Annotated in this window: 9 protein-coding genes and 1 riboswitch; of the genes, 5 read left to right on the forward strand and 4 right to left on the reverse strand. The window is 39.3% G+C overall.

Annotated elements, in window-relative coordinates; all coding sequences use genetic code 11:
- The first annotated feature begins 228 nt into the window (after positions 1-228).
- The 3 genes from CD126_RS09730 to CD126_RS09740 are packed head-to-tail and all read left to right on the forward strand — an operon-like array spanning position 229 to position 3,184.
- A complete protein-coding gene (locus CD126_RS09730) occupies positions 229-1,323 on the forward strand; it encodes an efflux RND transporter periplasmic adaptor subunit (protein ID WP_049408614.1) in 1,095 nt (364 codons plus the stop codon).
- The gene (locus tag CD126_RS09735) at positions 1,320-2,000 is read left to right on the forward strand and encodes an ABC transporter ATP-binding protein (RefSeq protein WP_049408612.1); all 681 of its coding nucleotides are present in this window, start codon (positions 1,320-1,322) and stop codon (positions 1,998-2,000) included. The genes CD126_RS09730 and CD126_RS09735 overlap by 4 nt, the downstream gene beginning before the upstream one ends.
- Positions 1,997-3,184: an ABC transporter permease gene (locus CD126_RS09740; RefSeq protein ID WP_049408610.1), complete on the forward strand. Its 1,188-nt coding sequence runs from the start codon at positions 1,997-1,999 to the stop codon at positions 3,182-3,184. The genes CD126_RS09735 and CD126_RS09740 overlap by 4 nt, the downstream gene beginning before the upstream one ends.
- A 459-nt stretch (positions 3,185-3,643) precedes the next feature.
- On the opposite strand, the gene CD126_RS09745 is transcribed toward CD126_RS09740, so the two are convergent.
- Both CD126_RS09745 and CD126_RS09750 read right to left on the reverse strand, forming a co-directional pair.
- Complete coding sequence (locus CD126_RS09745; protein WP_049408608.1) at positions 3,644-4,309, reverse strand: hypothetical protein; 666 nt, start codon at positions 4,307-4,309, stop codon at positions 3,644-3,646.
- A 15-nt stretch (positions 4,310-4,324) separates the two neighbouring features.
- Positions 4,325-4,717 (reverse strand): hypothetical protein, encoded by a 393-nt coding sequence (locus CD126_RS09750; protein WP_049408606.1) that lies wholly within the window; start codon positions 4,715-4,717, stop codon positions 4,325-4,327.
- A gap of 269 nt (positions 4,718-4,986) precedes the next feature.
- On the opposite strand from CD126_RS09750, the gene CD126_RS09755 reads away from it, so the two are divergent.
- The gene (locus tag CD126_RS09755; RefSeq protein WP_049408605.1) at positions 4,987-6,066 is read left to right on the forward strand and encodes an aldo/keto reductase; all 1,080 of its coding nucleotides are present in this window, start codon (positions 4,987-4,989) and stop codon (positions 6,064-6,066) included.
- A gap of 509 nt (positions 6,067-6,575) precedes the next feature.
- Here CD126_RS09755 and CD126_RS09760 read toward each other — a convergent pair.
- The gene (locus tag CD126_RS09760; protein WP_049408603.1) at positions 6,576-7,517 is read right to left on the reverse strand and encodes a lactate/malate family dehydrogenase; all 942 of its coding nucleotides are present in this window, start codon (positions 7,515-7,517) and stop codon (positions 6,576-6,578) included.
- A gap of 635 nt (positions 7,518-8,152) precedes the next feature.
- Here CD126_RS09760 and CD126_RS12345 point away from each other — a divergent pair.
- Entirely contained in the window at positions 8,153-8,224 is a 72-nt protein-coding gene (locus CD126_RS12345; RefSeq protein WP_256277933.1) for a hypothetical protein, read from the forward strand.
- A gap of 229 nt (positions 8,225-8,453) precedes the next feature.
- On the opposite strand, the gene thiC is transcribed toward CD126_RS12345, so the two are convergent.
- Entirely contained in the window at positions 8,454-10,190 is a 1,737-nt protein-coding gene (gene thiC, locus CD126_RS09765) for a phosphomethylpyrimidine synthase ThiC (protein ID WP_103370402.1), read from the reverse strand.
- Between the two features lie 350 nt (positions 10,191-10,540).
- Positions 10,541-10,643, reverse strand: a riboswitch (TPP riboswitch).
- Positions 10,644-10,763: the final 120 nt, after the last annotated feature.

Genomic DNA, 10,763 nt, shown 5'->3' on the forward strand with positions numbered 1-10,763 from the left:
CTCCTCAATATGTAATCACTTTCACATTAACATTAAAAGCGATCCATTGGAATATAATAATGGAATTTTATCAATAAAAGATATGAAATAGTTTACTTTATTCGACTATACTAATAAACACAAGACATTTTAAATAATCATTTTCGTAAAATTCCCGAAGAATAGTTTTTTTACAACTGTATATATGCTATAATCACAGTTGAAAAATCTTAAGGGAGGAGTTACAACGTGAAGAACAAATGGTTATGGATTATTATTGCTATTATCATCGTGGTATTGCTAGGAATTGCTTTAATACTCAAACAGGTGAGTGGCAATAGCTCCAAAGATGATAGCAGTAAAGGTTACGATACATACAAGATGAAACATGAAGATGCGTTACATCTTGAAGGAAAGGCTGCCCCTAATGCAGTGAAGACATATACAAATAATAGCCAGATTGGCACTTTTACTAATGTGCAAGTGAAAGATGGCCAAGAGGTGAAACAAGGTGACCCGCTCATCAACTACGACACAAACCAAGGTAAGCGTCAACAGCTTGCGGATAAAGTAGATGATGCGCAAAGTGCGGTGAACGACGACTATCAGAAGATTAATCAAGAACCTAACAACAATGATTTACAGAAGAAATTGAATCAAGACCAAAGTGCGCTGAACGAAGCTCAACAACAATTGTCTAAACATGATAAGCAAGTGAATGACAGTACGTATGCCTCATTTGATGGTAAAGTCGACATCAAGAGCAAGAATGATGCAAGTGAAGGTCAACCGATCTTGAAATTGATCTCTACTGAGCCACAATTGAAATCAACAGTTTCTGAATTTGATCTCGATAAGATTAAAGAAGGCGACAAAGTGAATGTCAAAGTGGACAACAACGGTAAGACTGGTAAAGGTAAGATTACGAAGATTAGTGAATTGCCAACAAGCTACGATAAATCAGATTCTGCAGGAGAATCTGCTGGTGGCGAAGGTGAAGGCGCTAGCGGGAATCCAGTAGATAACGACCCTAGTGGTGGTAACTCTAACAATTCATCTAAATATTCAGTGATGATTGGTGACATCGACATTCCAGTAAGAGCTGGCTTCTCAATGCAAGCAGATGTGCCGCTTAAGACGATGAAATTACCTAAATCTGCGTTGACGAAAGATGACAAAGTCTTTGTTGTCGACAAACATCACAAAGTGCATAAACGCGACATCCAAGTGAATAAAGCGAACGGCCAAGTTTATGTGAAGAAAGGCTTGAAACCAGGCGACAAAGTCTTGAAAGATCCTAAGAAAACTTTAAACGATGGAGACAAAGTTGAGGTGTCATCATGATTGAACTCAAAGATATCAATCGTTCTTTCAAGAATGGCGATCAGACCAATCACATCTTGAAAGATATCAGCCTCAATGTGCACGAAGGTGAGTTTGTTGCGATAATGGGTCCTTCTGGTTCCGGTAAAAGTACGCTCATCAACATTTTAGGATTTATCGATCGTGGTTACGAAGGTGATTATCAGTTTAAAGGTGAAAGTTTTAAAAAGACGTCAGATAACCGTCTGGCTGAAATTCGAAACAAGACAGTCGGGTTCGTCTTTCAAAACTTTAAGCTGATTCAGAACAACACCATCTTGGAGAATGTGAGCATCCCGCTCGTTTATGCGGGACTCTCATCTCAAGAACGTAAAAAGCGTGTGATGGAGAAACTTCATCAAGTTGGACTCTATGACAAAGAGAATCACATCCCCAACAAGTTATCCGGAGGTCAGCAACAGCGTGTAGCTATCGCGCGTGCGGTGATCAATGACCCTGAATTCATCATTGCCGATGAGCCTACAGGTGCACTGGATCAGAAGACTTCAGAGGACATTATTAATTTGTTTGAAGAGCTTAACAAAGAACTTAATACGACAATTATCGTAGTTACACACGAACGTGAGGTAGCTGAGAAAGCGGATCGTATTATCCATATTCTCGATGGTCGTATTCAGGAAGAAGAGGTGATGACATGAATAACTTATCGAATATCATCGCCGTTTCTTTTAAATCCATTATGAAGAATAAACGTCGTAACATCTTGACGATTATCGGGATTGTCATCGGTATCGCTGCCGTTATGACGATTATGTTCTTAGGTAATGGTTTTAAGAAAAAAGCTAATGAACAAGTTGAAGATACAGGCGCAGGTAAACACTCAGCAACCATCATGTATATGCCGAATTCGATGGATAGTAAGACGAAGCCTTTTACCAATGAAGATCTACAGACAGCTAAACAAGTAGAAGGTGTAAAGTCAGCTAAAGTTAAAGAAAATGACGAGATGGGTTATAATGCGAAACTCACGAATTCTAATAAAAATGGTGACCTTAGCGTCTTCAAAACGAAGAGCCAAACAACTACTGATAAAGGTAAAGGTTTCACTGAAGATGCGAATGACACGAATGATAAAGTTGTCGTTATCGACCATAAGTTAGCGAAAGACGTCTTCCATAATGATGCGATTGGTAAGACGCTGTTCATCGATAATCAAGGGTTTAAAGTTGTAGGTATTGCGGATAAAGGCGGAGGCATGTTCGGTGGCGGCGATAATGCCGTTCAAATGCCGACGGGTACGTTCAAAGCGTATATGAAGAACTTATCTACAGACATGCCACAACTTCAATTGAAACTGACAGATGATGCGAATAAGAAAGATGTGGCCAAAAAAGTTGAGAAACAGCTCAACAAGAAAGGTACAGCATCAGATAAAGGTCAATATTCTTATAACGATATGGAACAAAATATGAAATCAATTAATAAACTTTTCGATGGCATTACGTACTTCGTAGCCGCAGTAGCAGGTATTTCACTCTTCATCGCGGGTATTGGTGTGATGAACGTGATGTATATATCTGTAGCTGAACGAACAGAAGAAATCGCGATTCGTCGTGCGTTCGGGGCAAAGAGTCGAGATATTGAAATCCAGTTCCTTGTCGAAAGTGTCGTACTTTGTTTACTCGGTGGAATTATTGGACTGATACTCGGTATCTTGTTCTCATTCCTCATCGATGCAGTAACGCCTAAGTACGTTTCACCAATGATTTCCTTTGGACCTGTGATTATCGCAGTCGGTGTATCTACACTGATTGGTGTGGTCTTCGGTTGGGTACCTGCGCGTGCCGCAGCGAAGAAAGAACTTATCGATATTATCAAGTAAGCGTTACGGAATCTGGGCCTCACATTCAGTGGGCGTCCAGATTTTCTTAATGAAATTTGAAGTTTGGGAGGTAAAGTGATGCGATTTTTAGCTTCTTTCTTTGGGACGCTAGCCTCGATAGGCGGTATGCTCTTCTTTATTAACTTTCTTCTTCATTTATATGATAACTGGTAAGGAACGCATTTAGCCTTTTTAAGCCATCTACCCTATGGTAAGACGAGTATTATCGTAGGAGTGATTGTCTGCATTATATTAGAATCCATTTTTGAAGGCGATGACGATGAAGAAGATGAAGAGAGAGAGCGTGAAGGTAAAAGGGATTAACTGTGGAAGCGGTTGTCTTCACTTTTAAATAGACAAGTTAATCGCTTAACGACCTAAGCCTTACTATTATAATAGAAGAAACACGACACAAATAAGTGGAGAATCCCGAATCAGATAGGGATTCTCCGCTTTAGTTTAAGATTCAATACTGACTTTTCCGTTATGATAGTGCACCGTAGCACCTTTCTGTACTTTATCGTAATCTTCCTTAGGCACAGCTATCAGACGTTTACCATGCTTGATTTGAACCGTTATCGTATGCAGGGTTTCGCCTTTCTTCATTTGTTTACGCAACATATCTTTCTGTTGCTGGATAGAGAGCGCTGCCGATTGCTTCTTCTTATGCTCATTTCTATTATTCACAATGGCGTAATAGAAGAGCCAGTTATTATAAAAACTCGTACCCATAAACTGATTATGATAAGGTATTGAGTCTTGATAGCGTCGTGGGGGCGGTGTTAAAGACTTCGTGCGATTTAATGAAGCTCTCGCACGTTGTCGACTCGCCGCAGAACCTTTGTGACTTGCACTTCGGGAAGCGTTACGACTTGCTTGCTGAGCACTTTGACGACTCGCATTAATCGCACTTTGACGCGCCATTGAAGTTGAGTTGGTAGAACTTGTTGACGAACTACGCGCAGCACTACTACTAGAAGAAGCACTGCTACTTGAGCTTGAACTAGAGCTGCCTCCTGAACTTCCGCCACTACTTCCCGCTGCATCTGCCCATTGCGGTGTAGTCAATCCAATCGCAAGTGCTGAGATCATCGCAGTTTGTCCAATTCGTTTCATGATCTTCATTCTGTATCACCTCACTTACTTCTTAACGTCGCTTTTATCTTCTACTTTACCGCTGAAATCATCGTCGCCATAAGTCATGTAAGGTGGACGATAAATAAAGAACTTCTTACCATCTTTGACGACATGCGGTTTCTCATCACCGTCATCAATGATGTGCTCATAAACGTGATCGAGCGATGGGTGGTAATGCTTAACTTTAGATGAACCTTTCTCCTTATAAGCGACATCTGTCTTCGCATCTTCAGCGTCACCGTTGTTTAAGACTTCGTAGTAAACGAGATCATAAGTATTATTTTTACTCGCGTCTGAACTTGGCTTCTTTGAACCTTTATCGCTATCCTCACAAGCACTTAAGAATACTGTAGTGCTGAGCACGAGTGTGAGAATCATTAAAATGCTTTTTTTCATAAAACATATAACTCCTTTGTATTATATTCATTATTTAACATATCATAATTGAATTGAGATATGTAGGAGAGTCTGAAATCTGAGATTAAATAAAAATATTAGATATTTCTTGAGAAGGATGACTGAATGTTATCGAAAGGCCAGATTTTCTTATCCGTTTTTCCCAAAAACTTTTACCATACATATCGCCTGCTGAAATTAGCGAGATTAGAGTAGGCGGAACCAGGGAATTTATAACTATGATTGGATTAATAGAGGAGGATGAACCTATGGACAATAAACAGTTAGGTAATTCAGGTTTGAGAGTGTCCCAATACGCATTGGGCTCAGTGCCATTCTCAGGAACGAATGGCTTCGAGAATGCTGGGGGTATTTCAAAGAAAGAACTCAATTACATGATTGACTATGCAATTGACCAAGGTATCAATCAATTTGATACGGCAAATTTATACGCGGAGGGAGATGCTGAACTCGCGTTAGGTAAGGCGATTCGCAATCATCGTGACGAGATGGTAATTAGTTCGAAGACAGGTTTTCCACTATCAGATAATCCCAATTTCCAAGGTGGAACACGTTCAAATATTGAGAAGTCAATTGATGAGTCACTACAAAGATTAGGAACTGACCATATTGATTTATACTATATGCATTTATGGGATGGTAATGTTCCAGTTGAAGAAACCATTCAAGCGATGAATGATTTAATACAGAAAGGCAAGATTCGTTATTGGGGCGTTTCGAATTACAGTGCTTGGTCGCTGGCGCAAACGGTAACGAAAGCGACAGAGAACAACATGGCGCCTCCTGTAGCTCAACAAATTTATTATACACCAGAAGCGAGAGAAGCGGAGTATGAATTGCTTCCGGCTGCCCGTGAACTCGGTGTGGGTAATAGTATTTGGTCTCCACTCGGCGAAGGTCTCTTGACTGGTAAGATTACTCGCGATAATAAACAAGGTCAACCCGGTACACGTCAAGGTGACGGTTGGGCAGAACCTTACGTTAAAGATTATAATTTATTATATGACTTAGTCGATGTGCTTCAAGAAATTGCAAACCATCACCAAGTATCGGTACCTCAAGTTACTTTGGCATGGTTAAGAGAGCGTCCGAATGTAGATTCACTTGTCTTGGCGGCGCGTAATAAAGAGCAACTTATTGATAATATTGCTTCTTATCAACTTCAGTTGACGAAAGATGAGCAGGATAAAATTACTGAGCTTACACAACCAGAGCCATTATATCCGCATTGGCATCGTGCGATGAATTCAGCAGAATTTGGCTCTCCTGCTGAACAAGCGTACTTGAGAGAATTTGGAGATTTAATGGAGCGTAAGCAACAGAAATGATGAGCTTTTATTTGTCAAAATGATTGATTTAAAAATATTTTGTTTTTATTTGACGCTTTCCCTTGCTTAGGGGCTACATTCAACTAATTTCTTTCGCTTAGAAAGCTCAAGAAATGGATTTTCATTGCAGCCTTAATCCCTCAAGCGTGTCAAGACGTCCTTAAAAACAAATATGAAACCTATCATTTAACTATATTTAATGTGTTTCTTGTTCATTATTTCTTAGCAAGAACTAATTTAGCTCATTCATTACTAAGCTAGAAAGTTAGTTTCTTAATGAAGGAAAACAACCATAACAATTAAATATTTCATTTTTCTTGCTCTAATTTTTAATTAAGATTTAAACATAAATTTAACGATTTTTTGCATAAATATACCTTGAATTTATCAATTAAGCTTATATTGTAGGTAAGTGAATATTGCATCACTCAGTACAAATTAATATACAAAATCGCCCGTACTATCTAAAAGTAGGTAGTGCGGGCGATTACTATATTTATATCACTTGATTAAAGATTTTCTTGACCGAGTTGAATTGCGGATTGAATATAATCTGCAGCATCTTTCACGCGTCGTGTTTCGTCTTCGTTCAGCTCGATTGCATAACGTTCAACGATACCATTTTTATCCACTAAAGTAGGAAGGCTCATCGCACAGTGATTCAAATCATACTCGCCGTGAAGTGGGGCAGTGATAGGTAAGATTGAGCGCTCGTTGAGTAAGAGATGACGGATGAGAGAAGTTGTTGCACGAGAAACTGTACTGCTCGTCCAACCCTTATTCTTCAAGACGTCAAACGCTACTTTATCCACCTGATCTGTAATGGCTTGTTGATCAATCGGTTCAACATTTGCTAATTTCTCATATTCTGCAATAGGCATGCCGAAGATTGTCACTTTACTCCATACAGGCACAGCATTTTTACCATGTTCACCAATCACGAAAGCATTCACAGATTTCGGATCAATTTGGTAATGTTGCGCAATCAATGTTCTAAAACGCGCACTCTCTAACAAAGTACCTGTTCCCATAATCTTCTCTTTCGGATAATCCACCTGATCTTGAGCGAGATACGTCATCGCATCAACTGGATTTGTGATAAAGATGACAAGCGCGCTTTGAGTGACTTGCGCGATACGTTGCATAATATCTGTCACGAGACTTGCGTTATCCTTTGTGAGTGCGACACGGTCTGGCATATTCGGATCCATAGGTGCACTTGCTGAGATAGCGATTACATCAGCACCTTGAAGATCGGCATAATCTCCACGATGGATATCGATGTGATTAACGTTCTCTAACCCCTGCATATGTACATGATCGAGTGCTTCACCATAAGCGAGATTCTCGTTGTTATCGATTACGATGATTTCAGAGAATAAATTCTCATATTGAATATCTGTGAGTATTTGGCTTCCTACGTGTCCGATTCCAATAAGACCCAATTTCATATTGCTTCACCTCAAATAATTTGTAGATAAATTAACTTTATCACACTGTAGCTTGAGAAAGCTGAGTTATCGGCTTATAGGTGATGAGATTTTAGATAAAATTAAGGAAGAAGAATATATTTTATCGATTTTGCATAAATATACAAAAAAGAAGAAATCGTGCTATGATTATAGCGTCATCTAAACGTGACGAATATGTCACGAGGAGGTGAGTTGTTGTGTTTGAAGCAATAATAAATACTATACTAACTACTATCAGTAGTTGTATAATTATTGCGTTTAAGAACTGGTTACAAGAACGCAATAAAAAAGATGACAAATAACCAGCACTAATAAACCCCCATGCTACTGACCTAGCATGGGGGTTTGGTGATGCTGTCGTGTTTGAATTACTCTTACATAATACCTTGAAGCAATTAAGAATGCAAGTAAAAAGATGCTATAGATGTATACATCTGGATAATTATGTAAGGTGTCATAAGTATACATATCTTTAATGTTAGATTTAAGTCATTTCTGAAGTGTAGATCTTTTCCATTATACACAAATCCCCATGTTATAACCAAAAACATGAGGATTTGTGTGTGTGACTTATTATAGAGTCGTCTGTCCTTTGCACCATTCTGATACAAACTATAATAAGCAGTTGTATAGTTATTGCGTTTAAACACTGGTTAGATAAGCGCAATAAAAAAGATGACAAATAACCAACACTACACTCATCTTGTACCATTAACATTGCGCGTTAGATAATAATAAGTGTATGAGTTATTTTTATTATACTTAAGTTTAGTACGATAAAGCAACAGAAAAGCGCATTATTTTAAAAAAATTATCTAATGCCTTTGGATTCAAGATTTCATGCTAGTTCACTCTATAAATATTTATTCATACTTCTCGTCCGATGAAACTACTCCAACGCACCCTATACACAAATTAATGATAAATCTTACTTCCTTGTTCCTTAAACTCTTCGGCCTTTTCTTTCATACCTTCTAACTTCTCTTGATGTTCTTCTCTAATATTATGTGAAATCTTCATTGAACAGAATTTAGGTCCACACATACTGCAGAAGTGTGCCACTTTAGCAGCTTCAGCAGGTAAAGTTTGGTCGTGGTATTCTCTAGCTTTTTCAGGATCTAATGAAAGATTAAATTGGTCGATCCATCTGAACTCAAAGCGCGCTTTACTAATCGCGTGGTCGCGCTCTTCAGCATTTTTAAGCCCCTTAGCTAAATCAGCTGCATGTGCTGCAATCTTGTAAGTAACAACACCTTCACGCACATCGTCTTTATTCGGCAAACCGAGGTGCTCTTTCGGCGTCACGTAGCATAACATTGCAGTACCATGACTCGCGATGTTTGCAGCACCAATTGCTGAAGTGATGTGATCATATGCTGGAGCGATATCTGTCGTTAGCGGCCCTAAAGTGTAGAACGGCGCCTCTTTACAGTAGAAATCAGCTAAATCTTGGTTCTCTTTAATCTTATGTATTGGAATGTGACCTGGACCTTCAATCATCACTTGCACACCATGGTCCCAAGCGATATCTGTCAGTTCACCTAATGTCTTAAGTTCCGCAATTTGACTCTCATCATTTGCGTCATAAATTGAACCTGGTCTCAAGCCATCTCCGAGGGACACTGCGATATCGTACTGAGCGAGGATGTCGCATATTTCACTAAAATGCTCGTATAAGAAGCTTTCTTCGTGATGCGCTAAACACCATTGCGCCATGATTGAACCACCACGAGATACGATACCTGTGAGACGATTGACTGTCATCGGTACGCATTGCAGGCGGACACCCGCGTGGATAGTAAAGTAATCTACGCCTTGTTCAGCTTGTTCGATGAGCGTGTCGCGATAGACTTCCCATGTTAAATCTTCAGCGACACCATCGACTTTTTCTAACGCTTGATAAATGGGTACAGTGCCCACAGGGACAGGTGAGTTGCGTAAAAGGTATTCGCGCGTCGCATGAATATTCTTACCTGTAGAAAGATCCATGATCGTATCAGCACCCCAGTGAATCGCCCATACTAATTTCTCAATCTCTGCTTCGATAGATGAAGAGACTGCAGAGTTTCCGATATTCGCATTAATCTTCACTTGGAAATTCTTACCGATAATCATCGGTTCAGATTCAGGATGATTGACGTTATTTGGAATAATTGCACGTCCACGAGCGATTTCTTCACGAACGAACTCTGGTTCAACATCTTCACGGCAAGCGATAAACTTCATTTCTTTTGTGATGATGCCTTGTTGGGCATAGTACATTTGAGTAACAGGTTTATCGCTACTAGACTTTCTAGGGTCATACTCAAATGGATGTTCAACTAACTTCTTATGTCCTGCTTTTTTAAAGCCGTTATCAATGGATTGTACACGGCGACCGGTATATGTTTGCGTATCTTGTCGATCTTCAATCCATTGTTCACGCGTCTTAGGGATACCTTTGAAGACGTCGACTTCGTAATCTCTAGAGTGATAAGGTCCTGCAGTATCGTAGACATAGAGTGGTTCATTTGTGCGTGTTTCATTCTCGAAGACTGTTTCTGAGAGGTTTATTTTTCTAAAAGGTACCTTGATATCGCTATCCATACCTTGTCTAAATACGCGTTCACTCGCGGGAAATGCTTTCTGAAGTTCAATGTTTTCTTGTTTCATGAAATTAAAGTCCTCCTCCATTAAATTGCGCTAGGAGGGCTTAAGTGGAGAGGTTCAAGAGAAGCGGTTAAGAGAAATCAACTGATAGGCAGGTGAATTGTGGCAGTTAAGAATATAATCAATTTGATTTCTATAATTAAGTAGTAAATATTAAAAAAGCACATCCTTAAGAAGGAATGCGCAAAGAACGACATATAGAGACGTCTCGTGTGTAAGTCATTATCTATTCTGCAAGTGCTTAATAATGATAGATCTCGCACCAATCACGCGTTAGCCATATGTAATCCCACGTGGATTGACTTACAAAACGATAGAGTAGAGCAACTAAGCCCTTGTATATTCACTACTCTTCGTACGTTCATTTGCTTCCCTACGCTAGTATTATCTAGTTCAGGTCCAAAGGGTTGAGGAATCCTCCTCTTTCAGCACTTTAAAGCACCCCTAGCAATGTAATATGAAATTACATTTATATCATAGCAATAATTAACAGAAGTTACAAACTTATATTGGATGAATAACTTTACAAGGATTTGAAAGTAAGAGCACTAGTATAGCTGTCTCTTATACACATCT

This window comes from Staphylococcus pettenkoferi (genome assembly GCF_002902685.1).
Lineage (GTDB): Bacteria > Bacillota > Bacilli > Staphylococcales > Staphylococcaceae > Staphylococcus > Staphylococcus pettenkoferi.

Coding starts and splice junctions, on each gene's coding strand:
- CD126_RS09735 (WP_049408612.1), top strand. CDS start 1,320: ATGATTGAACTCAAAGATATCAATCGTTCTTTCAAGAATGGCGATCAG.
- CD126_RS09740 (WP_049408610.1), top strand. CDS start 1,997: ATGAATAACTTATCGAATATCATCGCCGTTTCTTTTAAATCCATTATG.
- CD126_RS09745 (WP_049408608.1), bottom strand. CDS start 4,309: ATGAAGATCATGAAACGAATTGGACAAACTGCGATGATCTCAGCACTT.
- CD126_RS09750 (WP_049408606.1), bottom strand. CDS start 4,717: ATGAAAAAAAGCATTTTAATGATTCTCACACTCGTGCTCAGCACTACA.
- CD126_RS09755 (WP_049408605.1), top strand. CDS start 4,987: ATGGACAATAAACAGTTAGGTAATTCAGGTTTGAGAGTGTCCCAATAC.
- CD126_RS09760 (WP_049408603.1), bottom strand. CDS start 7,517: ATGAAATTGGGTCTTATTGGAATCGGACACGTAGGAAGCCAAATACTC.
- thiC (WP_103370402.1), bottom strand. CDS start 10,190: ATGAAACAAGAAAACATTGAACTTCAGAAAGCATTTCCCGCGAGTGAA.